This window comes from uncultured Caulobacter sp., from assembly GCF_947036865.1.
Taxonomy (GTDB): domain Bacteria; phylum Pseudomonadota; class Alphaproteobacteria; order Caulobacterales; family Caulobacteraceae; genus Caulobacter.
In genome coordinates this window covers 15,663-40,982 of sequence record NZ_CAMQSF010000029.1, presented here as the reverse complement: position 1 = coordinate 40,982, position 25,320 = coordinate 15,663, and the positions used below count along the sequence as shown (strand labels likewise).

Sequence of the window (25,320 nt, the reverse complement as noted above, 5' to 3'; positions counted from 1 at the left end):
CGCCGGGGAGATCGGGTCTGTTGTTCAGGCCGATACGGCCAGATCATCGGCGTGGATCATCGGCCCCTCGGTGAAGCCCAGTTCCGCCTCGATGGCGTCGGAGCGCAGGCCGGCGATGCGCTGGGCGTCGGCGCTGTCGTAGCGGACGAGGCCGCGCGCCACCTCGCGGCCGGTCTCGTCGCGCACGCGCACCGCGTCACCCTTGTCGAACGGGCCCTCGACGGCGCGGACCCCGGCGGCCAGCAGGCTCTTGCCGGCCGAGAGGGCGTTCGCGGCGCCGGCGTCGACCGTGACCCAGCCCTGCGGCGCCAGCGAGCCCGCGATCCAGGCCTTATAGGCGGCGGCGGGCGAGGCCCCGGCCTCGATCAAGGTGGCCTTCTCGCCCTCGGCGATCGCGGTCAGCGGATGGGGACGCGACCCCAGCGTAATGAGCGTCGCGCAGCCGGCGGCGCGGGCGATGCGGGCGGCGGCGATCTTGGTGGCCATGCCGCCGGTGCCGACCCCGGCGGCGGCGTTCGCCCCCTCGGCCATGCCGGCGATCTCGGCCGTGATCTCGCTGACCAGTGGTATGTGCGCGGCCTTCGGATCGCGGCGCGGGTCGGCGGTGTAGAGGCCATCCACGTCCGACAGCAGCACCAGCAGGTCCGCGCCCGCCATCTGGGCCACGCGGGCGGCCAGACGATCGTTGTCGCCGTAGCGGATCTCCTCGGTGACGACCGTGTCGTTCTCGTTGACCACCGGCACGACGCCCAGGCCCATCAGGGTCTCGGTCGTGGCGCGAGCATTGAGCCAGCGGCGGCGGGTCTCGGTGTCGTCGCGGGTCAGCAGGATCTGCGCGACGCCAACGCCATGCGGTTCGAACGCCTCCTCCCAGGCGCGCATCAGGAGGGACTGGCCGGCGGCGGCGGCGGCCTGCTTCTCCGGCAGGGTCGCCTTGCGGGCGGCGAGGCCCAGGCGGCGGCGGCCCAGGGCGACGGCGCCGGACGAGACCACCAGCACCTGCTTGCCGGCCGCGCGCAGGGCCGCGGCCTCGGCGCAGAAGGCTTCCAGCCAGGCGCGGTCGGCGCGCCCGCTTTCGGCGTCGACCAGCAGGGCCGAGCCGACCTTGAACACGATGCGGCGGGCGTTCTGGAACGCCTCGCGGGCTCCGGTCACGGCGTCCAGCCTCCGGGCGTCTCGTCGATATGGTCCTCGTCGTCCTCGATCTCGTCCTCCAGATCGCCGCGACGGATGCGCACCTGCCGGTAGGCCGCGCGCAGCAGCTCTTTCACGCCCTGGCCGGAGACGCCGGACACCAGGCGCGGCTTCACGCCGGCCACGGCCTCGAGCTCGGCGACCTTCTCGGCGAGGGTCTCCTCGTCGAGGGCGTCGATCTTGTTCAGGGCCAGGATCTCGGCCTTGTCCGCCAGGTCCTCGCCATAGGCTTCCAGCTCGCCCCGGATCGTCTCGTAGGCCCCCACGACGTCGTCCTGGGTGGCGTCGATCAGGTGGATCAGGGTCGCCGAACGCTCGACGTGGCCCAGGAACCGGGTGCCCAGGCCCGCCCCCTCGCTGGCGCCCTCGATCAGGCCGGGGATGTCGGCCAGCACGAAGCGCTCGCTGCTCGACAGGTCCACGACGCCGAGGTTCGGGGTCAGGGTCGTGAACGGATAGTCGGCGATCTTCGGCTTGGCGGCGCTGGCCGCGGCCAGGAAGGTCGACTTGCCGGCGTTCGGCAGGCCCACCAGGCCGACGTCGGCGATCAGCTTCAGCCGCAGCCAGATCCAGCGCTCCTCGCCCTCCTGTCCGGGATTGGCGTATTTCGGCGCCTGATTGACCGGACCCTTGAAGTGCAGGTTGCCCCAGCCGCCATTGCCGCCCTGGGCCAGCAGCACCCGCATGCCGGCGTGGTCGAGGTCGGCGATCAGGGTCTCCTTGTCCTCCTCCAGCACCTCGGTGCCGACGGGAACCTTCAGCACCACGTCCTCGCCGGCCGCGCCATGGCGCGCGCGGCCCATGCCGTGCACGCCCGTGCCGGCCTTGAAGTGCTGCTGGTAGCGATAGTCGATCAGGGTGTTCAGGCCCTCGACGGCCTCGATCCACACGTCGCCGCCGCGACCGCCGTCGCCGCCGTCCGGACCGCCGTACTCGATGTACTTCTCGCGGCGGAACGACACCGATCCGCCGCCGCCGTTGCCGGAGCGGACATAGATCTTGCATTGGTCCAAGAATTTCATGGGGCTCTTTTGTCCCAAGCGGTCCCGCGCGTCGAGCCCAAAGGGGCGCGGGCGGTTCGGCTTACTGTGACGCTTGGCCGCGCGGCGGTTGCGGGGAAACCGCCGTTGCTGTGGACCATCGTGACGAAATGTTAAAACACCCAGTGCGACAAAGTGTCTTGGCAGCAAAACCGCGGTTTTTTCTGTGGTGGAGCGGGAGACTGACCTTTGGGTACGGTAGAAGACGACAACGCGTTGCTGGCGAAGGATTTGCGCGATCTAAGCGCGCAGGAGCTCCACCGCAAGTATAGCGTCGAGGCCTCGACGCACCGCAATATTCTGATCAGCCGCGGCACCGGGGTCGCGCCCCAATGGCGCGACTTCAAGGTCTTTCTGGCGGAGGTGGGTCCTAAACCCTCGTCCGATCATAGCCTGGTGCTGCTGAATCGCTACGAACGCACCTACGGCCCCGGCCGGGCTCGCTGGATGACCGCCGAGGAAGCCGCGGCCCACGAGATCGAGTTCGACCGCCTTCGCGCCGAAAAGCAGCGCGAAGAGCAGTTGCTGATGCACAAGACCGCCGCCGCCAAGCGCGCCAGCACGCCGGGCGCGCCGTCGTTCGGCCAGTGGACGCCGCTGGGCGGCAAGCCGGTGGCCTATACCGACGTCGCCAAGAAGCTGGCCATTCCGATCTCGGCCCTGTCCAAGACCATGGTCAACGGCGCCAGCGCCGACGAACTGGTCAAGCGTTCGGCCGCCTCGAACGATCTGATCAACGAGAACGCCACCTGGCTGCCGCCGGACCCCAGCCGCAAGGCGGGCTTCTTCGAGGCCTACCGCATCTGGCACCTGCAGGTGCAGCCGCAGTTCCAGCGCGCGGCCACCCCGACCTTCCTGTTCCTCTACATCGCCCTGCCGGTGATGAAGCAGTGCCGCGACGAGCTGATCGATCTGGACCTGTGGAACCCGCTGGGCCAGCGGGCGCTGAACGCCCGCGACAACCATGTGGCCTGGAAGAAGTACACCGAGTTCATGCCGCGCGCGCAGGTGGCGATGATGGAGATCCCCATCTACGCCACCTACTCCCTGCTCAGCGATCTCGACGCGCTCTGCGAGCGGATCACCACGGCCGAGAAGCGCTTCCGCGAAGGCCCGCAGAAGGTGATCCACACGCACCGCGCGGCTTGAGGGGGCCCTAGGCCAGCCACACCATCATCCGCGTCGCGGCCGGCGCGCCGCGCGCGATCGACGGCTTGTGCTCGACGACGCCGGTGTAGAGGAAGCCCGCCTTGATCAGCACGCGGCCCGAGGCGTCGTTGTCGGCGAAGTGGCCGGCGGTGACATAGCGCTTCTTCCAGGCCGCGCGCGCCCAGTCGAGCGCGCCCCTGGCCGCCTCGGTGGCGTAGCCTCGCCCCCAATAGGGCCGGCCGATCCAGTAGCCCATCTCCACCTGGCCCTCGGCGTGGGTGAACAGCCCGACGACGCCGATCAGGCCCTCGTCGGCCAGTTCGATGGCGAAGGTGTTGTCGCGCGCGCGGTCCTGGGTTCCGCAGCGGGCCACGAAATCCTCGGCGTGGGCGCGGGTGTAGGGCGAGGGCATGCGCGTGGTCATCCGCGCGACGTCATGGTCGACGCAGAACGCCGCCACGCGCTCGATGTCCTGGCGAAGCGGCGCGCGCAGCGTCAGCCGCTCGGTCTCGATGACGGGTCTCTGTTCGATGACGCACATCGGCGCCTCCCAAGGTTCCTCCGGCCCTCTTGAAGCGGGACCGTGACGCCGCCGTGGCGAGTCCTGTTACGGCGGCGAGACAAAACAAAAGCGGGGAGCCCGGCGTTCCGGACTCCCCGCTCGAGATCGTCTGTCCGGATCGTCTTCTTGTCGAAGCACGATCCGAAAGAACCTTGGATCGTGCTTACTCGGCCGGCTGAGCGGACGGGGTCACGGTCACGTAGGTGCGGTTGTGCTTCTTGGTCACGAAGCCCACCGCGCCCTGCACGAGCGCGAAGAGGGTGTGATCCTTGCCCATGCCCACGCCCGAACCCGGGTAGAACTTGGTGCCGCGCTGACGCACGAGGATGTTGCCGGCCAGAACCTTCTCGCCGCCGAACTTCTTCACGCCAAGGCGCTTCGACTCTGAGTCGCGACCGTTGCTGGACGAGCCGCCGGATTTCTTGTGAGCCATCTTGCTCTCCTACCTTAGAAGGCGTCGCCCTTAGGCTTCGCCTTCCTCCGTCTTGGCGGCGGCCTTCTTAGGGGCGGCCTTCTTCTTCGGGGCGGCTTCGGCGACCGGGTCGGCGTGTTCGACGACGGCGGCCTCGACCTTCGGGCTGGCCTTGCTGGCCTTCGTGGCGACCGGGGTCGCTTCGATGGCGGCCGGCGCGGTGAAGGGCACGGCGGCGTCGCCCAGGCCGCGAGCGCGGGCGTCCAGGATGACCTTCGGGGTCAGGTCGATCGACCCTTCCCACTTGGCTTCCTGACCGGCGCCGGCGACCGACGTGACGCGCACGACGGATTCGAACTGGCGGTGACCGCGGGTGCGGCGATAGCCCTGACGGCGGATCTTCTTGAAGATCTTCACCTTCTCGCCCTTGCGGGTTTCGATCAGGGCGCCCGTGACGACGGCGCCGTCCACGAGAGGGGCGCCGACCGTCACGGCCTCGCCTTCGCCAAGCATCAGGACTTCATTGAAGGCCACGGCCGCGCCGGGTTCACCTTCAAGCTTTTCGACCACCAGCAGGTCGCCGGCTTGAACCCGGTACTGCTTGCCGCCGGTTTTGATCACCGCGTACATAGGTTTAGCGCCTTAAAAACGTGCGTTCGCAAAATAGGGAACGCCCGCTCGGAAACCCGGCGGGCGAAGAGGGCGCGACTTATACAGCCCAAGGCCCGAGAGTCAACGCCGTCGCGGCGGATTCCCCGCCCTGAAGTCATTTGCCCGGCCGAGGCCGCAAGAACTTCTGGTGTGTTACTTTATAACACGCTATAGCCATCGGCGTGAACCCGACGCTCCTTGCTCCGATCGCCGTCACCGGCTTCGCGGTCGCCTTCCTCCACGCGGCCCTGCCGACCCATTGGCTGCCGTTCGTCCTGGTGGGGCGCGGCCAGCACTGGTCGGCGAGCAAGACGCTGAGCGTCACGGCGCTGGCGGGCCTCGGCCACGTGGCCTTCACCATCCTGCTGGGCCTTGGCCTGGTCGGGGCCGGCCTCGCCGTGCAGCCGCGCCTGGGCGACTATTTCGGCTGGGGCGTCGGCGCGCTGATGATGGGCCTGGGACTCTTCTATCTCTGGCGCGGCCGACACGATCACGGCGAGGGCGACGTGACGACCCGCCGCTACGCTTCGGACCGCGCCGCCATCCTGGCCCTGGTGGTGCTGCTGACCCTGTCTCCCTGCGAGGCCTTCCTGCCGATCTATCTGGCGGGCGTGAAGCACGGCTGGACCGGCTTCGCCGCGCTCAGCGCCGTGCTGATGACGGCCACGGCCACCGGCATGCTGCTGTTCACGACGCTCAGCCTGGCCGGCGTGCGGCGCCTGGGCCTGGAGAAGGTCGCCCGCTACGAGTCGACGATCCTGGGCCTGGCGCTGATCGCCATGGGGGCCGGCGTCGCGTTCCTGGAGCTCTGAGCTTCACCGACCATCCCCGCTTTCGCGGGGAGAACGGATTCAGGACCGGCGATCGGTGGTTTTACTCGGGTCTCCGAACGCCTACATAGCGGCCATGACCCAAGACACGTCCTCGGCAGCCGCGTCCGGCAAGATCCCCGTCACCGTGCTGACCGGCTATCTCGGCGCCGGCAAGACCACGCTTCTCAACCGCATCCTCACCGAGGAGCACGGCAAGCGCTACGCCGTGATCGTCAACGAGTTCGGCGAGGTCGGCATCGACAACGACCTGGTGGTCGGCGCGGACGAGGAAGTGTTCGAGATGAACAACGGCTGCGTCTGCTGCACGGTGCGCGGCGACCTGATCCGGGTGCTCCAGGGCCTGATGAAGCGGAAGGGCGGCTTCGACGCCATCATCGTCGAGACCACGGGCCTGGCCGATCCCGGCCCGGTGGCCCAGACCTTCTTCGTCGACGATGACGTCAAGGCCCGCACGGCGCTCGACTCGGTGACCGCCGTGGTCGACGCCAAGCACATTCTTCTGCGGCTGTCCGACAGCAAGGAGGCGGTCGAGCAGATCGCCTTCGCCGACCAGATCGTGCTGAACAAGACCGACCTCGTTTCCGAGGACGACCTGCGCCATGTCGAGGCCCGCATCCGCCGGATCAACCCGCTGGCCCCGATCCATCGCGCCCAGCGTTCGAACGTCCCGCTGACCGCGATCCTGGGCAAGCACAGTTTCGACCTGGACCGGATCACCGAACTGGAGCCGGACTTCCTCAATCCCGCCCACGGCGAGCCGGGCCACGTGCACGACGAACACTGCGGCCACGATCATCATCATCACGATCATGACCACCACCATCACGGCCATGATCACCATCACGACGACAAGAGCGACATCCACGATGACGGCGTGAAGGGGATCTCCCTGACCTTGGACAAGCCGGTCGACGGCCAGAAGATCACCGCCTGGCTCAACGACCTCCTGGCGACCCGCGGCCCCGACATCCTGCGAGCCAAGGGCATCATCGACGTGAAGGGCGAGAACAAGCGCCTGGTCTTCCAGGCCGTGCACATGATCCTGGAAGGCGACTTCCAGCGCGAGTGGACCGACAAGGACAAGCGCTACAGCCGCATGGTGTTCATCGGCCGCGATCTGGACGAAGCCGAGCTGCGCAAGGGCTTCGAAGCGACGGCGGCTTAGAGAGATTTTCCCTCTCCCCTTGCGGGAGAGGGTGGCCGCCGAAGGTGGTCGGGTGAGGGGTTGAAGACGAGAGCCGCCGCGACAGCCTGACCGCAGTCGGGCCGGTTTTCGTTGCGTGACCCCTCATCCGTCGGCTACGCCGACACCTTCTCCCGCAAGGGGAGAAGGCAAACAAAAAGCCCCGGAACGTTCGTTCCGGGGCTTTCGTGTTCTTGGCGCTCGCGAAGGACAATCCTTAGTGGATGTCCTCGTTGATCAGGCCGACCTTGAACCAACCCGAGGTCTGCAGCTGGTTCAGCACGCCCATGAAGTCGGCGTACTGCACGTCGGCGTCGGCGCGGATCATGATGCGCTGATCGTCCTTCGGGCCCGACTGGCCGTTGGCGGCGAACTTGGCGTTCAGGTCGCTTTCCAGGTTGTCGAGGCTGGTCTGCTTTTCGGCGATGAAGATCGCGCCCGACTTCTGGATCGAGATGAAGACCGGCTCCTTCGGCTTCGGCGCGTTCGGGGGCGGCGGGACCGCCGGCGGCAGGTCGATCTTGATCGAGGTCACGGCCATCGGCACGGCGACCATGAAGATGATCAGCAGCACCAGCAGGATGTCCACGAAGGGCGTGACGTTGATTTCGGAATTCTGGCCCAGCGAATAACGGCCACCGCCGCCGCCAGCAAGTTTAGCCGCCATAGCCTGACTGTCTCCCAGAAGGCCGCGCGACCCCGCGCGCGCCTGCAATGTCGTTACCAAGCCACGTCTGGCGCAGACGGGCGCGGAAGTAAAGCCCGACGATGCGCCGCGATGGCAACCCCCTTTTCGAGTCTTTTTTGCCGAACGCCGTTCAGATGCGCGGCGCGCGGGCGTAGGGCTCTCGCCAGGCGCGAAAGGCGGCGTTTTCGCAAAGACCCTGGTCGTCGGCGGCCGCGTGTCCTATCTCGCGCGCATGATCTTTTCCTTCGACGCCTTCGTCACCGACGCCCTGTTCGACCGCTCCGGCCGCGCGCTGTTCGCGCTGGGCGACGGCACGGTGCGCCTGCAGACCGACGACGGGTTCGTCACGGTCGAGGCCCATGGCGGGCCGCTGGGCGGCGCGGTGCTGGCCGCCGCCGTCCATCCCAGCGGCGTCGGGATCGTCACCGGCGGCGACGATGGTCGGGTGGTCTGGAGCCGGATCGAGGGCGGGGAGGTCGTGGCGACCCTGATCGCCGAGGTCAGGAACCAGTGGATCGAGCACGTGGCGACCAGCGCCGCCTCGGGCTTGATCGCCTTCACCGCCGGCAAGACGGCGCATGTCCGCGACGCCGCCGACCCGGCCTTCGCGCGGACCTTCGCCCACGAGAAGACCGTGTCGGGCCTGGCCTTCGAGCCCAAGGGCCGGCGGCTGGCGACGGCGACCTACGGCGGCGCCTATCTGTGGTACGCCCGCATCGCCGACCAGAAGCCGACCCTGATGAAGTGGGCCGGCAGCCACATCGCCGTGGCCTTCAGCCCCGACGGCAAGTTCCTGATCTCGTCGATGCAGGAGAATCAGCTGCACGGCTGGCGGCTGTCCGACGGCAAGGACATGCGGATGGGCGGCTATCCGTCCAAGATCAAGAGCCTGGCCTTCTTCGACAAGGGGAACCTGCTGGTCACGGCCGGCGCCTCGGGCGCGGTGATCTGGCCGTTCGCCGGCGCGGGTGGCCCGATGGGCAAGGAGGCGGCCGAGATCGGCTTCTCCCGCGATTCGCTGGTCGTCCGGGTGGCGGGGATCGACGTTCAGCCGGTCTGCATCGCCGGCCAGGACAACGGCAAGATCTGGGCCGCCCACATGCGCAACGGCCGCATCGAGACGCTGAAGGCCGAAAAGGGCGCGCCGATCAGCGCCCTGTCGGTCAGCGCCGACGGCCATCGCCTGGCCTGGGGCGACGAGAGCGGCGAGGCGGGGGTGCTGGAGATCCCGGATCTGTTCGGGCCGCGTCAGTTCGCGGGGTGAATTTAGACGCTGTGCGTGTCCTCGCCCTTCGACAAGCTCAGGGTGAGGACAAGAGCGCGGCGTCAAAGACACCTCACCCTGAGCCTGTCGAAGGGCGAGGTGTCCGGCAACGCGCCAGATCGGGAAGCATCTCCCAATCGCCTCGGATCACCGCCTCTTTCTTCGCGCGGCTCCAGCCCTTCAGTTTGCGCTCGAAGGCGATGGCGTCGCTGATGAACTGGAAGCAGCCGGCCAGGCCAGTTCGACGGGGCGTCGCCTATAGGTATAGGCCTTCGGATCGAGCCCCGCGTTGTGGCCGCTCACGCGGACGGCGGGGTCGGGGCCACGATGCGAGCCGACATAGTAGGAGTCATCGGCGCAGCGCAGGATGTAAACCCAAGCCGACTGCACGTCGTACATCGCCCATTTCCTTCAGGGAATTTGTGGGCAAGATGCATCCATGGGTAGAGTTTGTCGACTTAGGGGCGAACACCTCGTCCTTCGACAAGCTCAGGATGAGGCGTTTTGAACGCCCATCGCTCGAACACCACGCCCTCACCCTGAGCTTGTCGAAGGGCGAGGGCCCGGCCGAGCCCCCCCTTTAGAACCCCTTCAGCTCCCCCCACTCCTCGAACGGGGCCCGGCGCGAGCGGAAGTTGTTCACCGGCGCGGCGTCGTCGCGGTAGCCGAGCGCCATGCCCGAGAACAGCATGTGGCCCTCCGGCAGGCCGACATGGTCGTCGACGACCTTGTTGTAGTGCGACCAGAACTCCTGCGGGCAGGTGTCGAGCCCCCGCTCGACCGCCAGCAGCATGAAGGTCTGCATCAGCATGCCGACGTCGCTCCACTGCGGCGGGCCGCAGCGGCGGTCGATCGAGAAGAACAGTTGCACCGGCGCCCCGAAGCCTTGGCCATTGGTCGAGAACCATTGCAGGCGGGCCAGCTTGTCCTCGCGCGGGATGCCCAGCGCGCCGTACATGTCCTCGCCGACCTGGAAGCGGCGGCCGCGCAAAGGCTCCCAGAGATTGGCCGGATAGACGTCGTACTCGGTCGGATCAGGCGAGGCGACGCGGGCCAGCATGGTCGCCTTCAGCGCCTCCAGCGGCGCGCCGGCCACGGCCTGCACCCGCCAGGGCTGGAGATTGCCGCCCGACGGCGCGCGGGCGGCGGCCTCCAGCAACTCGCGAACCAAGGCCCCGTCCACCGGATCGGGCTTGAAGGCGCGCACCGACATGCGGCGGTTGACGGCGTCGATCACGTCCATCGAAGGCTCCCTTAACCCCAGCGCCGTATCCCTCGCGACAGCGGCGTCTCAGGGCGTTAGCATCCCGCCGCTGCGTCAAGACAAGATGGTTTCGAGGACGTTCGTGCGGCGACTTTTGCGTAACATCGCCCTGGCCCTGTTCATCGTGCTGGTGGCCGGGCCGATCGTGACCGTGGTCCTCTACCGGTTCATCCCGCCGCCGGTGACGCCGCTGATGGTGATCCGCGCCGTCGAGGGCCGGGGGCTCGACCATCGCTGGCGGCCGATGTCCAAGGTCTCGCCGGCCCTGCCCCGGGCGCTGATCGCGGCCGAGGACGCCCGGTTCTGCGAGCATCACGGCTTTGATTTCGACGCCCTGCAGAAGGCCTACGCCAACAACGAGGCCGGCAAGAAGATCCGCGGCGGCTCGACGATCAGCCAGCAGACGGCCAAGAACGTCTTTCTGTGGCCGGGGCGCTCATACGTGCGCAAGGGGCTGGAGGCCTGGTTCACGGTGCTGATCGAGACGATCTGGGGCAAGCCCCGGATCATGGAGGTCTATCTGAACTCGATCGAGTTCGGCTCCGGCGTCTACGGCGCCCAGGCCGCCGCCCAGCGCTATTTCAAAGTCGACGCCGACAAGCTCACCCAGGCCCAGGCCGCGCGGCTGGCGGCCATCCTGCCCAGCCCCCTGAAGTGGCGGGTGATCAAGCCGGGCCGGTACGTGGCCAAGCGGACCCAGAAGATCGGCAAGGCCTCGGGCGCGGTGCGGCGGGATGGCTTGGCCGACTGCTTGAGCTAGGGTGGCGGCGCAACGGGAGGATGAACGCCATGCGAGTCGCGCCGGGGCCGACGCTCGAGACCGAACGCCTGATCCTGCGGCCGCCGGCCGACGTCGATCTGGACGGCTGGGCCGAGCTGATGGCCGATCCCGTCGCGGCCCGCTTCATCGGCGGCCAGCAGCCGCGGGCCGTGGCCTGGCGCTTCATGGCGACCATGGCCGGTTCCTGGGCGCTGAAGGGCTTTGGCATGTTCTCGGTGATCGACAAGGCCAGCGGCCGCTGGCTGGGCCGCGTCGGTCCCTGGGTTCCCGAGGGCTGGCCCGGGACCGAGGTGGGCTGGGGCCTGCGTCCCGCCGCCTGGGGCCAGGGCTATGCGCGAGAGGCGGCCGAGGCGACGATCGACTGGGCCTTCGACCAGCTGGGCTGGACCGAGGTTTACCACTGCATCGACCCGGCCAACCTGCCGTCGATCAAGGTCGCCCAGCGGATCGGCTCGACGAACCACGGCCCCGGCCGGCTGCCGGCGCCCTATGACGCCGTGGAGATCGAGATGTGGGGCCAGAGCGCCGAGCAGTGGCGCGCGCGGCGCCGAGGCGCCGCGACGGCCTAAGCGGCCGGTCGGACCCGCAGCGTCCCTTCGTAGTCGCCCTTGCCGATCGGCGCGCCCGCCGCCCGCAGGATGGCGTAGGCGGTGACGACGTGGAAATAGAAGTTCGGCATGGCGTAGGTCAGCAGATAGAGCTCCGGCGTCAGGGCAAGGGTCCGCGGCGCCCAGGCCGAGGTCGAGGCGTTGCGCGGATCGACCGGCCGGTAGAGGTCCATGTCCAGGTTCCTGCCGGACCAGCTGTTGACCTCGTCGGGGTCGAGCGCCTCCAAGGCCGCTATCGCCCGATCGACCATCGCCCGCAGCTCGGCGAAAGGCATGGCGCCGATCAGCGGCGGCGGGGCGAACACGCCAGTCTTGGCGGCTTCCATGCCCCAGGCCGCGTGATGCGTCAGGGCCTCGATCTGGAAGTGGAACGGCGCCATGTCGTCGACCAGCTTGGCGGTCACGAAGTCGTCCGGATCGCCGCCGGTTTCGGCGCGATGCCGGGCCGCGCGGTCGAGGACGCCGCCAAGGGCTCTCAGGGTCTGCAGGAAGGTCGGGACGCCAAGGTCGTAGAGCGAGATCGTCATCAGATGTCCAGGGTCTAGAGCTTTGGCCCGAGCAGGGCGAAGAGGCCGCCTTGCGGATCCATGGCGTTGAGCACGAAGGCGCCGCCGGGGACCTCGGTCGGCCCCATCAGCATCCGGCCGCCGTTCGCCTCCACGCGGGCCTGGGCCGCGTCGATGTCCTCGACGCCGAAATAGAGCAGCCAGTACGGACGAGGCGCCGGCTGGTGGCCGGTCATCATGCCGCCGAAGGCTTCCTGGGGAGAGCCGAAGGTCTGGTAGACGCCCATCTCGCCCATCGGGATGGCGTCGTGCCTCACCCAGCCGAAGAGGTCCGCGTAGAAGGGAAAGACCGCTTCTCCGTCGGCGGCGTGCAGCTCGGCCCAGCCCAGCGACCCGGGCGCCATCGGCGCGGGCCGGGGCGGCGCTTGGTCCACCGAGGCCCGGAATAGGATGAAGGCCGCGCCTTGCGGGTCGGCGACCACGGCGAAGCGGCCGACCTGGGGAATGTCCAGCGGCGGCTGGTGGATCTGGCCGCCCGCCGCCTTGACCTTGCCGGCATGGGCGTCGACGTCGTCGACCGCGACATAGGCCAGCCACGCCGGCGGCATGTCGGCCATGCGCAGCATGCCGCCGACGGGGTGCTCGCCGGCCTTGAAGATCGTGTACGGACCGTTCGGACCGCTCGACATCTCGTCGGTCCAGCCGACCACGGCCTTGTAGAAGGCGCCGGCGGCCTCGGTGACGGGGGTGACGAGCTCGAACCAGCAGAGGTCATTGACCATGGGGGTCTCCAGCGGAGGCGTGGAAAGGGGGGCGTCCGGCAGGGCCGAGACGAAGGCGTTCCAGGATCGGATCATGGCTCAGGCGGCGGACCCGATCCGCCCGGCGCGGCGAAAAGCGACCGACCGCGGCATCTTGTCCTCCGTAAGCTGAGCGGTTCTGCCTTGACTAATAACGTTGATATCAACATAAATGGACCATGTCAAAGCCGGTGGTGATTCCCTCCGAAGCGACGGTTCCCTACGCGGCGACGCTGCATGTCCGCGACACCTGCCTCTGTCTGCACGTCCAGCGCGCCGCGCGGGCCCTGGCCCGGCGCTTCGACGAGGCCCTGCGGCCGGTGGGCCTGACCAACGGCCAGTTCTCGCTGCTGATGTCGCTGAACCGTCCCGAGCCGCCAGGCCTGGGCGCGGTGGCCAGCCTGCTGGCCATGGACCGCACCACCCTGACGGCGGCGCTGAAGCCGCTGGAGCGGCGAGGGCTGGTCACCGTCGCCCCCGGCCCCAATGACCGCCGCGCGCGGGTGCTGAGCCTGACCGCCGAGGGCCACGCGGCGCTGACCAGGGCCCTGCCGATCTGGACCGCCGAACACGCGCGCCTCGACGAAGAGCTCGGCGGGAGCGAACCGTTGCGCGCGGGCCTGCGCGCCATCGCCTGACGGGCGCGCCTCAATCCACCGCCAGGATCACCTCGTCGGCGGCGATCCGCGCCTCGACCCGATCTCCGACCGCCAGCGCCCAGCCGGGATCGCCGGGGCGCGCGGTGGCGACCAGGGTCTTGCCGGCCGACAGGGCCAGGGTCACCTCGGCCGAGGCCTCGCCGGCCTCGCGGTCGACGACCTCGCCCGGGAGGCGGTTTTCGCCGTCGCCTTCGCCAAGCCGCACGAAGCTCGACTTGATCAGGGCGATGGCCGGCCGACCGGGCGCCAAGGCAAGGTCCTCGACGCTCCGGCGGGTGATCGAGGCGCGCAGCCTAAGGTCTTCGGCCAGGCTAAGGGTCACGCCGGCGGTGACGCCGTCGCCGTCGATGGCCGCCACCACGCCGCGCAGGGCGTTGCGGGCGCTGGTGCGCAGGCCAAGCGTCCAGAGCAGTCCGCCCTCCAGTCGCGCGAAGGCCGCGCCGAGCTCGCGCTCGGCGGTCCGGAAGGCGCGGATCACCGCCTGGCCGTGCGGCGTGACCTCGGCCGCGCCGCCGCCGCGTCCGCCCGGCGCGGCGATGACCAAAGGCTCGTCGAACAGATTGTTCAGCGCCTGCACCCCGTCCCAGGCGCCCTTGTAGGAGAGCCCCACGGCCTTGGCCGCCGCGCTGATCGCGCCGAGACTCGCGACCGCCTCCAGCAGCGCGATGCGCTCGAGCCCCACCCGGGCGCCGCCGCCCTTCAGGATCAGGGAGGCGCTGAACTCGCCGTCGTCGCTCACTGGTCGCGCCTCGCGTTCGTCGTTATGTAGTTGAGCTGCATAACCGCAGCCCATGCCCCAGGATTACCAGATGATCGCGCGCCGTCCGATGCTGATCGCCGCCCTCGCGGGGGCTCTGTCGCTGGCCTTGGGCGGCGCGGCGTCCGCCGGCGAGACCAAGGTGGCGGTGGCGGCCAACTTCACCGAGGCGGCCAAGGACATCGCCGCCCGCTTCAAGGCGAAGACCGGCCATGAGGCGACCCTGAGCTTCGGCGCCTCGGGCCAGTTCTACGCCCAGATCGCCAACGGCGCGCCGTACGAGGTCTTCCTGTCGGCCGACGTCGAGCGGCCCCGGAAGGCCGAGGCCGAGGGGCTGGCGGTTCCCGGCTCGCGCTTCACCTACGCGACCGGGCGGCTGGTGCTGTTCAGCAAGACGCCCGGCTTGGTGGACGGCCGGGGCGCGGTGCTGCGGTCGGGCAGGTTCGAGAAGCTGGCCATCGCCGATCCCAAGGCCGCGCCCTACGGCCAGGCGGCGCTCGAGACCCTGACGAAGCTGAAGCTCTACGACGCCCTGAAGCCGAAGATCGTCCAAGGCGGTTCGATCACCCAGGCCTACCAGTACGTCCAGACCGGCGCGGCCGAGCTGGGCTTCGTGGCGCTGTCGCAGGTGGCGGGCGAGAAGGGCGGCTCGCGCTGGCTCGTCCCGGCCGCCGACCACGCGCCGATCGAGCAGCAGGCGGTGCTGCTGAAGACCGGCCAGGACAGCGCCGCCGCCAAGGCTTTCATGGCCTTTCTGAGGAGCGGCGAGGCCAAGGCGATCATCCGGCGCTACGGCTACGAGGTCCGCTGAGCATGGGCGAGGTCCTGTGGCTGACGGCGAAGCTGGCGGGGATCACGACCCTCCTGCTGCTGATCCTGGCCACGCCGCTGGCCTGGTGGCTGGCGCGCGGACGGTCGGCCTCGCGGACGGCGGTCACCGCCCTCGTCGCCCTGCCGATCGTGCTGCCGCCGACGGTGCTGGGCTTCTACCTGCTGATCGCGCTGGGACCCCAAAGCCCGCTGATGGCGCTCTTGCGGCCGTTCGGGGTCCGGACCCTGGCCTTCACCTTCGAGGGCCTGGTGATCGGCTCGCTGATCTCGTCGCTGCCGTTCGCGGCGCAGCCGCTGCGCAACGCCTTCCTGGCCGTCGGCGACGAGCCGCTGGAGGCCGCCGCCACCCTGGGCGCCTCGCCCTGGCAGCGCTTCTGGCGCGTGGCCCTGCCGCTGGCCATCCCCGGCTATGTGGCGGCCGCGATCCTGGTCTTCGCCCATACGGTCGGCGAGTTCGGGGTGGTGATGATGTTGGGCGGGAACATCCCCGGCGCGACGGCGGTGCTGTCGACCGAGATCTACCGCCTGGTCGAGGCGCTGGAGTGGCGCGAGGCCCACCGCCTGTCGCTGCTGCTGCTGGCCTTCGGCTTCCTGGTGCTGCTGGCCCTGCTGGGCCTCGAGGCGCGGTCGAAGGTTCTGGCGCGGACGCGCTGATAGGCCCCAAACCCGATCTTCCCGGCGAATGCCGGGACCCAGATTCATCCCGAGCTTCTCGGGCTGACGCGCCTACCGACGGCGAACGGCCCGCCACGCGCCGGGGTTCGATCTGGGCCCCGGCGTTCGCCGGGGAAATCGGAGAAGATCAGCAGCCGTCCAGGTGCAGCTTGATCAGCGCCCGGGCCGAGCGCGAGACCGCGCGGACGGGGCCTTCGGCGCCCAGGGTGACGCGGGAGATATAGGCCCCCTCCATCATCAGCATCAGGGCGTCGGCCAGGTCGTCGTTCTTGGCTCCGGCGCCCCGGCACAGCTCCACCAGGCGCCGGTGCAGCTCCTTCTTGTAGTTGACCGAGACCACCTGGGCCGGGTGGTTTTCCTCGTGCAGCTCGATCGCGGCGTTCGACAGCGGGCAGCCGTGGATGTCGCTGTCGCAGGCCTTGGTCTCGAAGGCGTCGAAGATCGCCTCCAGCTGGCCGCGCGGATCGCCGCAGCAGCAGGCCGTCACGCCTTCCCACCAGGCCCAGTATTCCCGCTCCTGCTCGCGCAGCACCTCGGCGACCAGCTCGTCCTTGGACGGGAAGTTCCGATAGAGCGTCATCTTGGTGGCGTCGGCCTCGGCGGCGATGGTCTCGACGCCGACCGCGCGGATGCCGTGCTGATAGAACAGCTCGCGCGCGGTTTCGAAGATCCGGTCACGGGCCGGACGCTTGGACGCGGGCGCGGCGACGCCGGCCTCCGAGTCGCCGTGAACGTCCTCCCCAGAATTTCTTGTCGCCATCTTGGCAGACCTCTCCTTGACGTGAGAGTTACCGGTCAGTATCTCTCCGCCGTGGAGATGATACCGAACGGTCTCGTCACATCCCTAAATCGTCCTTCCGGTCGCCCGGGTCAAGTAACAGCCCTTGCGACATTTTAGGTCCCTTTAACCGCAAATATGGAGCGCGCGACAATGCCCCCTCGAGCGATCGATCACGCCCCCGCGCCCCGGACCGCCCTTCCCAAGGGATTTCTCGGTTTCCTGACGCGCGCGCCGAAGGCCAGCCGCCGCTGGGGCGGCCACGGCCGCCCGTGGACCACGGTCCGGGCCTTGGGCCAGACCTGGTCTTCGAACGGCGGCCGCTCGGCCCGCCGGCCCGTCCTCGAATGACGCCCGCGCCAGCCCCCCGCCGCCCCCCGCTTCACCGTCCGCCAGAGTCCTCCCCCATGCGTCTCCAACCCGTTCTCACCTCGTTCGCCGGTCTGGCCGCCATGGCCGTGCTGGCGGCCTGCTCGGCGCAGGCCAAGCAGGAAGCCGCCGCCCCGCCGCCGGCCCAGGTCACCGTCGCCGACGTCGCCTTCAAGTCCCTGCGTCAGTGGGACGACTTCACCGGCCGCCTCGAGCCGATCGACACCGTCGAGATCCGTCCGCGCGTTTCCGGCTATGTCGACGGCGCCCAGTTCGCCGAGGGCGCCCGCGTCCACAAGGGCCAGGTGCTGTTCCAGATCGACCCACGTCCCTACAAGGCCGAGGCCGACCGCGCCGCCGCCGAGGTGGCCCGCGCCAAGGCCCAGCTGGACCTCGCCAGCATCAACCGCCAGCGGGGCGAGCGCCTCCTGGAGCAGAACGCCCTGGCGCGCAGCGAATTCGATCGTCTGTCGTCGGAAGAGCGCGCCGCCCAGGCCAATCTCTCCTCCGCCCAGGCCGCCTATCAGACCGCCCGCCTGAACCTGGAATGGACCCGCGTGACCTCGCCGATCGACGGCCGGGTCTCCAAGGCCATCATCACCCGGGGCAACCTGGTGACCCAGTCGTCGCTGCTGACGACCGTGGTCTCCGACACCCCGATCTACGCGACCTTCAACGCCGACGAGCAGACCTTCCTGAAGTACGCCGCCGGCGAACGCGGCAAGCAGAGCCCGGTCTATATGGGCCTGATCACCGAGGACGGCTATCCGCACGTCGGCAAGCTGGCCTTCATCGACAACGCGCTCGACGCCAAGAGCGGCACGATCAACGGCCGGGCGATCTTCGCCAACGCCGACGGCCGCTTCACGCCGGGCCTGTTCGCCCGCATCCGCCTGGTCAGCGCCGACAGCCAGACCGTGGCCCTGGCGCCCGACCGCGCCATCGGCACCGATCTGGGCAAGCGGTTCGTGGTGGTGGTCAACGGCGCGAACAAGGCCGAGTACCGCCCGGTCGAGATCGGCCCGCTGGCGGGCAATCTGCGCATCATCCGCTCGGGCCTGAAGCCTGGCGACCGCGTGATCGTCGGCGGCCTGCAGAAGGTCAAGCCGGGCGACACCGTCGCACCGGTCAAGGTCAAGACCGACCTCGCCGACCTTGGACAGCTTGAAGTCGGCGGCCGCCAGATCGTCGAGGGACGCTCCACCGGGCAGAACTAGAAACTCTCCCTTCCCCCTTGATGGGGGAAGGGCGGGGATGGGGGTGACTTCGGCGCTTAGATCACGCGCCGCGCTCGCCTTCCCCCTCGGCGATCCCCGCATCCTCGGCGATCACCCCACCCTCGGCGATCACCCCCACCCCTGCCCCTCCCCCATCAAGGGGGAGGGGAGAGGCAAAACACGCTTCCTCCCCCGGAAAGCCTTCTCCTCAGGACGACCCGCATGTCCTTTTCCAAGTTCTTCGTGAGCCGACCCCGCTTCGCGGCGGTGCTCTCGATCATCATCTTCATCGCCGGCCTGGTGTCCCTGCCGCAGCTGCCGATTTCCGAGTATCCGGAGGTGGTGCCGCCGACCGTGGTCGTACGCGCGGCCTATCCCGGCGCCAACCCGTCCGTGATCGGCCAGACCGTCGCCGCGCCGCTGGAGCAGGCGATCAACGGGGTCGAGGGGATGATCTACCAGTCGTCCCAGTCGGCCGCCGACGGGGCCATGCTGCTGACGGTGACCTTCGCGCTCGGCACCGACCTCGACAAGGCCCAGGTGCAGGTCCAGAACCGCGTCGCCCAGGCCCTGCCCAAGCTGCCCCAGGAGGTGCAGCGGATCGGCGTGACGACCGACAAGGCCTCGCCCGACCTGACCCTGGTCGTGCACATGATCTCGCCGAACAACCGCTACGACATGCTGTATCTCAGCAACTACGCGCAGCTGAACGTCCGGGATCGGCTGAAGCGGATCAACGGCGTCGGCGACGTGCAGATCTTCGGCGCGGGGTCGTACTCGATGCGCGTCTGGCTGGATCCTGAAAAGCTGGCCGCTCTGTCGATGACCGCCGGCGACGTGGTCAAGGCGCTCCGGGAACAGAACGTCCAGGTGGCCGCCGGTCAGCTGGGCGCGCCGCCCAACGCCGGCTCCGGCGCCGACTTCCAGCTGTCGATCAACGCGCCCGGCCGCCTGACCGACGAGGAGCAGTTCCGGAACGTTATCATCCGCTCGGGCGACAACGGCCAGATCACCCGCCTGGGCGACGTGGCCCGCGTCGAGCTGGGGGCCAACAACTACGCCCTGCGCTCTCTGCTCGACAACAAGTCGGCCGTCGCCATGCCGATCTTCCAGCGCCCCGGCTCCAACGCCCTGCAGATGGCGGCCGAGGTCAAGAAGACCATGAAGGAACTCAAGAAGGAGTTCCCGGAGGGCGTCGATTACGAGATCATCTACGACACCACCGCCTTCGTGCAGCAGTCGATCGACTCGGTGGTCCACACCCTGATCGAGGCGATCATCCTGGTCGTCATCGTGGTGGTGATCTTCCTGCAGGGCTGGCGCGCCTCGGTGATCCCGCTGATCGCCGTGCCCGTCAGCTTGATCGGCACCTTCGCCGTGATGTTGCTGATGGGCTTTGGACTCAACGCCCTGACGCTGTTTGGCCTGGTTCTCGCCATCGGCATCGTCGTCGACGACGCCATCGTCGTGGTCGAGAACGTCGAGCGGAACATCAGCCTCGGCCTCGCCCCGCCCGACGCCACACGCAAGGCCATGACCGAGGTGACGGGACCCATCGTCTCGACGGCCCTGGTGCTGTGCGCGGTGTTCATCCCCACCGCCTTCATCAGCGGCCTGTCGGGCCAGTTCTATCGCCAGTTCGCCCTCACCATCGCCATCTCGACGGTGATCTCGGCCTTCAACTCCCTGACCCTGTCGCCGGCCTTGGCCGCGGTGCTGCTGAAGTCGCATGACGCGCCCAAGGACCGCTTCCAGAAGCTGATCGACCTAGGCCTCGGCTGGCTGTTCAACCCGTTCAACCGCTTCTTCGCCAAGGCCTCGAACGGCTATGTCGGCGGCGTGGCCAAGACCCTGGGCCGCTCCACCGCGGGCCTCGTCGTCTACGGTGTGCTGCTGGCCCTGACGGCCTTCGCCTTCGCCAAGACCCCGACCGGCTTCGTGCCGCAGCAGGACAAGGCCTATGTGGTCGCGGTCGTGCAGCTGCCCGACGCGGCCTCGCTGGACCGCACCGAGGCGGTGATCCGCCAGATGGGCGAGATCGCCAAGACGGTGCCGGGCCTCAAGCACTCGGTGGCCTTCCCGGGCCTGTCCGTGAACGGCCTGATCAACAGCCCCAATTCCGGCGCGGTGTTCTATCCCCTCGACGACTTCAAGAACCGTCGGGACAAGGACAAGCAGGCCGGCGCGATCGTGGCGGCCCTGAACCAGAAGTTCGGCGCCATCCCCGACGCCCAGATCGCCGTCTTCCCGCCCCCGTCCGTCCAGGGCCTGGGCACCATCGGCGGCTTCCGCATGCAGATCGTCGACAAGGCGGGCCTGGGTCCGGAAGAGCTGAACAAGGCCACCCAGAACCTGATGGACAAGGCGCGCAAGGACCCGGCCCTGGCCGGCATCTTCTCCAGCTACCAGGTCAGCGTCCCGAAGATCCAGGCCGACATCGACCGCGAGAAGGCGAGGGCGCAAGGCGTGTCCCTGACCGACCTCTTCGAGACGATGCAGGTCTATCTGGGCTCGCTGTACGTCAACGACTTCAACCGCTTCGGGCGGACCTACGAGGTCAATGTCCAGGCCGACCAGCGCTTCCGCCTGCAGCCCGAGCAGATGCTGCGCCTGCAGACCCGCAACGGCTCGGGCCAGATGATCCCGCTGGGCGCCTTCGTGAACTTCCACGAGACGACCGGTCCGGACCGCGAGAGCCACTACAACGGCATGCTGACCGCCGAGATCAACGGCGGCCCGGCGCCTGGCTACTCGACCGGTCAGGCCCAGAAGGCGCTTGAAGACCTGGCCAAGAAGGAGCTGCCGAACGGCATGGGCTACGAGTGGACCGAGCTGACCTACCAGCAGATCCTGGCGGGCAACACGGCGGTCTTCATCTTCCCGCTCTGCGTGCTCTTGGCCTTCCTGGTGCTGGTCGCCCAGTACGAGAGCTGGAGCCTGCCGCTGGTCGTGATCCTGATCGTGCCGATGACCCTGCTGTCGGCCCTGGCCGGCGTGTGGATCAGCAAGGGCGACAACAACATCTTCACCCAGATCGGCCTGATCGTGCTGGTGGGCCTGGCCTGCAAGAACGCCATCCTGATCGTGGAGTTCGCCAAGGAGCGCGAGGAGCACGGCGACAGCCCGCTCCAGGCGGTCCTGGAGGCCTGCCGCCTGCGCCTGCGGCCGATCCTGATGACCTCGATCGCCTTCATCATGGGGGTCTATCCCCTGGTGGTGTCGCACGGGGCCGGGGCCGAGATGCGCCGCGCCATGGGCGTGGCGGTGTTCGCCGGCATGCTGGGCGTCACGGTGTTCGGCCTGATCCTGACGCCGATCTTCTACTACGTCATCCGCCGGGGGACGGCCCGGCGGGCCGCGCTGAGGGCGGAGCGGATCGAAGCAACGCCAGTGGAGAGCCACTGATGCCAGCCCGCGCACCCAACGCCCTCCCCCTTCGATGGGGGAGGGGCAGGGGTGGGGGTGACAGCGCCGGCGGACTTCAGCTCGACCGCGCCACCTCCGGAACCTCTTTCACCCCCATCACATCCCTGGCCCCCATCTCCAACCTTCCCCCATCCAAGGGGGAAGGGAGACCTACGAGGTCTGTCATGAATGCTCTGAGACTTTCCCTGATCGCCAGTATCTCCCTCACCGCCGCCGCCTGCGCGGTGGGGCCGAACTACAAGGCGCCGGCGACCCCGCCGGCCGCCTTCCAGAACGCCGATCCGGCCGTCTTCACCGCCGCCAATCCCGAGGCTGAATGGTGGAAGGCGTTCGGCGATCCGGTGCTGGACCAGCTGGTCGGCCAGGCCCTCGCCGCGAATCTGGATCTGAAGATCGCCGTCGCCCGCGTCGCCGAGGCCCGCGCCCTGTTCACCGAGCAGAAGCTGGACCTCCTGCCGCACGTCACCGCCGACGGCGTCTATGCCAAAAGCGACCAGCAGCAGCCCGGCTCGAACGGCCGCCGGGTCGAGAGCCAGACCTATCAGGCCGGCTTCGACGCCGGCTGGGAGATCGACCTCTTCGGCCGCGTCCGGCGCGGTGTCGAGGCGGCGGGGGCGGAAGCCGGGGCGGCCCAGGCCGAGCTGCGCGACGCCCAGGTCACCGTGGCCGCGGAGGTCGCTCGAAACTATCTCGAACTGCGCGGCGCCCAGGCTCGCCTGAAGGTCGCCCAGCGCAATCTCGAGACCCAGCGCGAGACCGTGCGCCTGACCAAGGTGCGGTTCGACGCCGGGGCCGGGAGCCCGATCGACGTGGCGTCCGCTCAAGCCCGCCTCAACGCCACCGAGGCGGCGATCCCGTCGCTGATCACGGCCGAGACGCGCGCCAACTACCGCCTCGCGGTCCTGACCGGCCAGCGGCCGGGCGCCCTGGACGCCCTGCTGGCGCCGCGCGAGGCCGACATCCGTCCGCGCGTCGCGGCCCTGCCGATCGGCGAGGCCGGCGACCTGCTGCGCCGTCGTCCCGACGTGCAGGCGGCCGAGCGTCGGCTGGCGGCCTCCACCGCTCAGGTGGGCGTGGCGACGGCCGACCTCTTCCCGCGCGTCTCGGTGACCGGCTTCGTCGGCTTCCTGTCGGGGACCTCGGCCGGGTTCGGCAACAGCGCCAGCAAGGCCTGGTCGGTCGCCCCCTCGGTCAGCTGGCCGGCCCTCGACCTCGGCAGCGCCCACGCTCGCCTCCGCGCGGCGCGGGCCCGCGACGACGCGGCCCTGGCCAATTACGACCAGACCGTGCTGCGGGCGCTGGAGGACCTGGAGAACGCCCTGGTCGCCTACCGCCAGCAGCAAGCCCAGCTGAAGAGCCTGGCCGACCAGGCCGCCGCCTCGCGCCGGGCGGCCGAGCTGGCCCGCATCCAGTATCGCGAGGGCGGCATCGACTTTCTGGTCCTGCTCGACGCCGAGCGCACGCTGCTGGCCGCCGAGGACGCGCTCAGCGTCGCCGAGACGGGGGTCAACACCGACGTGGTGGCGATCTACAAGGCTCTGGGCGGGGGCTGGAAGGCTTGAAACCCATCCCCGATTTCCCCGGCGAACGCCGGGGCCCAGATGGAAAAGCGCCGGGGCGGGCTCTCGCCGCGCGGCGCTCTTCCGATCACCTCGAACGCTCCGAGATCTGGGTCCCGGCATTCGCCGGGAAAACGGAGACGCCCCCGCCTCAGTACCAGCCCGCCTCGCGCAGGGCCTTGGCGTAGGCCCTGCTGACCGGGGCCTCGGCGCCGCCCTTCAGCGACAGCGTCGCCCGGCCGTCGCCGCGCCGGGCGGCTTCGACCGCCGCCTTGGCCACCCACCACGAGCGGTGGGTCTGGGCGCCTTCGATGCCCTCCAGCTCCGCCACCGCGTCGGACAGGCGCATCAGGATCAGGTCCTGGCCGCGCGAGGTGTGCAGGCGCAGATAATGGTCCTCCGCCTCGACCGCGTAGAGCTCGGCGCCGCGCAGCTTGGGCGGCAGGCGATCGAGGAACCGGGGCGCCGGCGCGCCCGTCGGCGCGGCGTGGGTCTCGGGCGGGCGGCGCTGCACCAGGAAGTTCAGCGCCGTCATCGCCGTCGTCACGATCAGCACCGGGAGCAGATAGCGCGGCAGGGTCTCGGGCCTCAGACGGCCGACGAACAGCGCTTCGCTGACGAGCCAGACGACCACGGTGAAGGGCAGGGTGATCAGGATCACCGTCGCCGTCCCATAGAGCCATGGGTGGTTGTCGGCGCGGCCCTCGCGGCCGATCAGCTGGGTGACGCCCGTCCCGACCACGGCGCCCGCGACGCTCAGACCCACCCAGTAGAGCAGGCGCGGGAGCAGCGGCGCCTGGTACGAGCCCATGGCGCCGATCAGCGCCAGGAACACCCCCGCGCCGCCAGACACGAGGTAGCCGCGCAGCGCGTCGCGTCCGAACCATACCGTTCGCGAAGCGTGAACGGCGCCGGCCAGCCGCTCACGCAGCGAGGCCGGCGTTTGACGCAAAGCCGATTGAGACACGAGGCCGCCCGCTCCAACACCGATGTCGACGGCGAGGCGATCGGTCGCCCCGCTCGAACCGGGAGTGAAGGAAGATGCATGCGAAGGCCAAGTCAATCGGTCGCCTGATCCTCGGCGACGACGCCCTGCGGAACGCCGTCCTGGGCGTGACCCTGGCCATTCTGGTGGTCGTGGTCGCCGCGCCGAGGCTGTTCACCGGCATCGGCGCGTTCCTGGTCGCGCGGGGCGTCCATCCCCACGCGCCGGACCTGTCGCTGCTGGCGGCCGAGCCCCTGGCCGTCCAGATCCACCTGACGGCGGCCCTGTCCGCCCTGATCATCGGCGTCGCCCTGATGATGCGCGTCAAGGGCACGCGCCTGCACAAGGCGCTGGGCTGGACCTGGGTGATCGCCATGGGCGTCACGGCGGTCAGCTCCCTGTTCATCCGCCAACTGAACAACGGCCACTTCAGCTTCATTCACCTGCTGTCGGGGTGGACGATCGTGGGCCTGCCCGGCGCGGTCTACGCGATCAAGCGCGGCAAGGTGGCCGCCCACCGCAGGGCCATGACCGGCATGTTCGTCGGCGGCCTGCTGCTGGCCGGCCTGTTCGCCTTCATTCCCGGCCGCCTGCTCTGGACGATGTTCCTGGGCTGAGCCAAGCTTGATTGGAAAGGATTTCCCCATGACCCCGCTGAAGACCCTCGGCCTGTCGCTGATCGCCGCGGCCGCCATCGCCTCCGCCGCCCACGCCCAGGAGGCGCTCGGCGACCTGACCCTGAGCTTCCCCGGACTGAAGTCGACCTCGGGCAAGCTGATGATCGGCGTCTATGACGGCGCCGCGGGCTGGGCCGCCAGCAAGCCTGTGAGGGTGGCGGTGGTCCCGGCCGCCGACGCGACCGCCAAGATCGTCGCCCTGCCGCCCGGGACCTATGGCGTGAAGGTGTTCCAGGACGTCGACGGCGACGGCAAGCTGGCCCGCGACAACTACGGCTATCCGACCGAGCCGTTCGGCTTCTCGCGCGACGCGCCGATCACCATGGGGCCGCCCAGCTTCGACGACGCTGCGTTCGCCGTGAAGGCAGGCGCCAACACCCAGGTCATCCATCTGAAGTAACGCCGATCTTGCCAGGGCCGCCGGGTTGCGCCTATCCGAGGACGGAGCGCAA

The 25,320-nt window shown here is 69.1% G+C and carries 27 protein-coding genes and 1 pseudogene; 14 read left to right on the top strand and 14 right to left on the bottom strand.

Annotated features, from left to right (window positions below; all coding sequences use genetic code 11):
• Positions 1–24: 24 nt before the first annotated feature.
• Both proB and obgE read right to left on the bottom strand, forming a co-directional pair.
• Positions 25–1,155 (bottom strand): glutamate 5-kinase, encoded by a 1,131-nt coding sequence (proB, locus tag Q0V34_RS14805; RefSeq protein WP_297513211.1) that lies wholly within the window; start codon positions 1,153–1,155, stop codon positions 25–27.
• On the bottom strand, positions 1,152–2,216 hold the full coding sequence (gene obgE / locus Q0V34_RS14800) for a GTPase ObgE (protein ID WP_297513209.1): 1,065 nt from the start codon (positions 2,214–2,216) through the stop codon (positions 1,152–1,154). The genes proB and obgE overlap by 4 nt, the downstream gene beginning before the upstream one ends.
• Positions 2,217–2,423: 207 nt before the next feature.
• On the opposite strand from obgE, the gene Q0V34_RS14795 reads away from it, so the two are divergent.
• Positions 2,424–3,383, top strand: coding sequence for a hypothetical protein (locus Q0V34_RS14795; protein WP_297513208.1), 960 nt, complete (start codon positions 2,424–2,426; stop codon positions 3,381–3,383).
• Positions 3,384–3,390: 7 nt separating this feature from the next.
• On the opposite strand, the gene Q0V34_RS14790 is transcribed toward Q0V34_RS14795, so the two are convergent.
• The 3 genes from Q0V34_RS14790 to rplU all read right to left on the bottom strand — a co-directional run bounded on the left by Q0V34_RS14790 (position 3,391) and on the right by rplU (position 4,987).
• The gene (locus Q0V34_RS14790; protein ID WP_297513206.1) at positions 3,391–3,924 is read right to left on the bottom strand and encodes a GNAT family N-acetyltransferase; all 534 of its coding nucleotides are present in this window, start codon (positions 3,922–3,924) and stop codon (positions 3,391–3,393) included.
• 184 nt (positions 3,925–4,108) lie between these two features.
• Positions 4,109–4,378, bottom strand: coding sequence for a 50S ribosomal protein L27 (gene rpmA, locus Q0V34_RS14785; RefSeq protein WP_297513204.1), 270 nt, complete (start codon positions 4,376–4,378; stop codon positions 4,109–4,111).
• 30 nt (positions 4,379–4,408) lie between these two features.
• A complete protein-coding gene (gene rplU, locus Q0V34_RS14780) occupies positions 4,409–4,987 on the bottom strand; it encodes a 50S ribosomal protein L21 (RefSeq protein WP_297513202.1) in 579 nt (192 codons plus the stop codon).
• Between the two features lie 203 nt (positions 4,988–5,190).
• Here rplU and Q0V34_RS14775 point away from each other — a divergent pair, with 203 nt between their 5' ends.
• Positions 5,191–5,820, top strand: coding sequence for a hypothetical protein (locus Q0V34_RS14775; RefSeq protein WP_297513200.1), 630 nt, complete (start codon positions 5,191–5,193; stop codon positions 5,818–5,820).
• A 94-nt stretch (positions 5,821–5,914) separates the two neighbouring features.
• Positions 5,915–7,006, top strand: a complete 1,092-nt coding sequence (locus Q0V34_RS14770; protein ID WP_297513198.1) for a GTP-binding protein — start codon at positions 5,915–5,917, stop codon at positions 7,004–7,006.
• A gap of 235 nt (positions 7,007–7,241) precedes the next feature.
• Here the strand turns inward: Q0V34_RS14770 and Q0V34_RS14765 are convergent, their stop codons facing one another.
• Positions 7,242–7,691, bottom strand: coding sequence for a biopolymer transporter ExbD (locus tag Q0V34_RS14765; protein WP_297513196.1), 450 nt, complete (start codon positions 7,689–7,691; stop codon positions 7,242–7,244).
• Between the two features lie 253 nt (positions 7,692–7,944).
• Between Q0V34_RS14765 and Q0V34_RS14760 the strand changes: the two genes are divergently transcribed.
• Positions 7,945–8,976, top strand: coding sequence for a WD40 repeat domain-containing protein (locus tag Q0V34_RS14760; RefSeq protein WP_297513232.1), 1,032 nt, complete (start codon positions 7,945–7,947; stop codon positions 8,974–8,976).
• Between the two features lie 18 nt (positions 8,977–8,994).
• Here the strand turns inward: Q0V34_RS14760 and Q0V34_RS14755 are convergent.
• From Q0V34_RS14755 to Q0V34_RS14745, 3 genes and pseudogenes are all read right to left on the bottom strand, one after another.
• Positions 8,995–9,096 (bottom strand): annotated as a pseudogene (locus Q0V34_RS14755) (hypothetical protein); the annotation flags it as partial.
• Between the two features lie 60 nt (positions 9,097–9,156).
• A complete protein-coding gene (locus Q0V34_RS14750; protein ID WP_297513194.1) occupies positions 9,157–9,375 on the bottom strand; it encodes a GIY-YIG nuclease family protein in 219 nt (72 codons plus the stop codon).
• A gap of 181 nt (positions 9,376–9,556) precedes the next feature.
• Positions 9,557–10,219 carry a nitroreductase gene (locus tag Q0V34_RS14745; RefSeq protein WP_297513192.1) on the bottom strand — a complete coding sequence of 221 codons (663 nt, stop codon included), beginning with the start codon at positions 10,217–10,219 and terminating at the stop codon, positions 9,557–9,559.
• Positions 10,220–10,304: 85 nt separating this feature from the next.
• Here Q0V34_RS14745 and mtgA point away from each other — a divergent pair, with 85 nt between their 5' ends.
• On the top strand, positions 10,305–11,000 hold the full coding sequence (gene mtgA / locus Q0V34_RS14740; RefSeq protein ID WP_297513190.1) for a monofunctional biosynthetic peptidoglycan transglycosylase: 696 nt from the start codon (positions 10,305–10,307) through the stop codon (positions 10,998–11,000).
• Between the two features lie 29 nt (positions 11,001–11,029).
• The gene (locus tag Q0V34_RS14735) at positions 11,030–11,590 is read left to right on the top strand and encodes a GNAT family N-acetyltransferase (RefSeq protein WP_297513188.1); all 561 of its coding nucleotides are present in this window, start codon (positions 11,030–11,032) and stop codon (positions 11,588–11,590) included.
• On the opposite strand, the gene Q0V34_RS14730 is transcribed toward Q0V34_RS14735, so the two are convergent.
• Positions 11,587–12,156, bottom strand: a complete 570-nt coding sequence (locus Q0V34_RS14730; protein ID WP_297513186.1) for a DUF1993 family protein — start codon at positions 12,154–12,156, stop codon at positions 11,587–11,589. The genes Q0V34_RS14735 and Q0V34_RS14730 overlap by 4 nt on opposite strands.
• Before the next feature lie 14 nt (positions 12,157–12,170).
• The gene (locus tag Q0V34_RS14725; protein ID WP_297513183.1) at positions 12,171–12,992 is read right to left on the bottom strand and encodes a VOC family protein; all 822 of its coding nucleotides are present in this window, start codon (positions 12,990–12,992) and stop codon (positions 12,171–12,173) included.
• 122 nt (positions 12,993–13,114) lie between these two features.
• On the opposite strand from Q0V34_RS14725, the gene Q0V34_RS14720 reads away from it, so the two are divergent.
• A complete protein-coding gene (locus tag Q0V34_RS14720; RefSeq protein WP_297513181.1) occupies positions 13,115–13,573 on the top strand; it encodes a MarR family winged helix-turn-helix transcriptional regulator in 459 nt (152 codons plus the stop codon).
• A 10-nt stretch (positions 13,574–13,583) separates the two neighbouring features.
• Here Q0V34_RS14720 and Q0V34_RS14715 read toward each other — a convergent pair whose 3' ends face one another.
• Positions 13,584–14,333, bottom strand: a complete 750-nt coding sequence (locus Q0V34_RS14715; protein WP_297513179.1) for a TOBE domain-containing protein — start codon at positions 14,331–14,333, stop codon at positions 13,584–13,586.
• Positions 14,334–14,403: 70 nt separating this feature from the next.
• Between Q0V34_RS14715 and modA the strand changes: the two genes are divergently transcribed.
• Positions 14,404–15,162 (top strand): molybdate ABC transporter substrate-binding protein, encoded by a 759-nt coding sequence (gene modA, locus Q0V34_RS14710; protein WP_297513177.1) that lies wholly within the window; start codon positions 14,404–14,406, stop codon positions 15,160–15,162.
• A gap of 2 nt (positions 15,163–15,164) precedes the next feature.
• Entirely contained in the window at positions 15,165–15,836 is a 672-nt protein-coding gene (gene modB, locus Q0V34_RS14705; protein ID WP_297513175.1) for a molybdate ABC transporter permease subunit, read from the top strand.
• Between the two features lie 148 nt (positions 15,837–15,984).
• Here the strand turns inward: modB and Q0V34_RS14700 are convergent, their stop codons facing one another.
• The gene (locus Q0V34_RS14700; protein ID WP_297513172.1) at positions 15,985–16,617 is read right to left on the bottom strand and encodes a TetR/AcrR family transcriptional regulator; all 633 of its coding nucleotides are present in this window, start codon (positions 16,615–16,617) and stop codon (positions 15,985–15,987) included.
• A gap of 425 nt (positions 16,618–17,042) precedes the next feature.
• Between Q0V34_RS14700 and Q0V34_RS14695 the strand changes: the two genes are divergently transcribed.
• The 3 genes from Q0V34_RS14695 to Q0V34_RS14685 all read left to right on the top strand — a co-directional run bounded on the left by Q0V34_RS14695 (position 17,043) and on the right by Q0V34_RS14685 (position 23,209).
• The gene (locus Q0V34_RS14695) at positions 17,043–18,221 is read left to right on the top strand and encodes an efflux RND transporter periplasmic adaptor subunit (protein ID WP_297513171.1); all 1,179 of its coding nucleotides are present in this window, start codon (positions 17,043–17,045) and stop codon (positions 18,219–18,221) included.
• Positions 18,222–18,443: 222 nt separating this feature from the next.
• Positions 18,444–21,626 (top strand): efflux RND transporter permease subunit, encoded by a 3,183-nt coding sequence (locus Q0V34_RS14690; protein ID WP_297513169.1) that lies wholly within the window; start codon positions 18,444–18,446, stop codon positions 21,624–21,626.
• Between the two features lie 185 nt (positions 21,627–21,811).
• On the top strand, positions 21,812–23,209 hold the full coding sequence (locus Q0V34_RS14685; protein ID WP_297513166.1) for an efflux transporter outer membrane subunit: 1,398 nt from the start codon (positions 21,812–21,814) through the stop codon (positions 23,207–23,209).
• A gap of 148 nt (positions 23,210–23,357) precedes the next feature.
• Here Q0V34_RS14685 and Q0V34_RS14680 read toward each other — a convergent pair whose 3' ends face one another.
• Positions 23,358–24,197: a LytTR family DNA-binding domain-containing protein gene (locus Q0V34_RS14680; protein ID WP_297513230.1), complete on the bottom strand. Its 840-nt coding sequence runs from the start codon at positions 24,195–24,197 to the stop codon at positions 23,358–23,360.
• Between the two features lie 50 nt (positions 24,198–24,247).
• Here Q0V34_RS14680 and Q0V34_RS14675 point away from each other — a divergent pair, with 50 nt between their 5' ends.
• Entirely contained in the window at positions 24,248–24,808 is a 561-nt protein-coding gene (locus Q0V34_RS14675) for a DUF2306 domain-containing protein (RefSeq protein ID WP_297513164.1), read from the top strand.
• A 28-nt stretch (positions 24,809–24,836) separates the two neighbouring features.
• Positions 24,837–25,268, top strand: coding sequence for a DUF2141 domain-containing protein (locus Q0V34_RS14670; protein WP_297513163.1), 432 nt, complete (start codon positions 24,837–24,839; stop codon positions 25,266–25,268).
• Positions 25,269–25,320 lie beyond the last annotated feature (52 nt).